We start from the raw sequence: 216 nt of genomic DNA, 5'->3' as shown, positions 1-216 counted from the left end.
TGCCCGGTAGCTAAATGCGGAAGAGATAAGTGCTGAAAGCATCTAAGCACGAAACTTGCCCCGAGATGAGTTCTCCCTGACTCCTTGAGAGTCCTGAAGGAACGTTAAAGACGATGACGTTGATAGGTCGGGTGTGTAAGCGTAGCGATACGTTGAGCTAACCGATACTAATGAACCGTGAGGCTTAACCTTACAACGCCGAAGATGTTTTGGCGA

Annotated in this window: 1 rRNA gene; it reads left to right on the top strand. The window is 48.6% G+C overall.

From position 1 onward, the window contains the following. Positions 1–192: ribosomal RNA gene (locus OGX67_RS00490) — 23S ribosomal RNA — on the top strand; the annotation flags it as partial. Between the last annotated feature and the right edge of the window lie 24 nt (positions 193–216).

Origin of the sequence: Citrobacter sp. Cf118, assembly GCF_030334095.1 — a bacterium.
GTDB classification, from domain to species: Bacteria; Pseudomonadota; Gammaproteobacteria; order Enterobacterales; family Enterobacteriaceae; genus Citrobacter; species Citrobacter freundii.
This window is presented reverse-complemented; position numbering and strand designations above follow the sequence as displayed.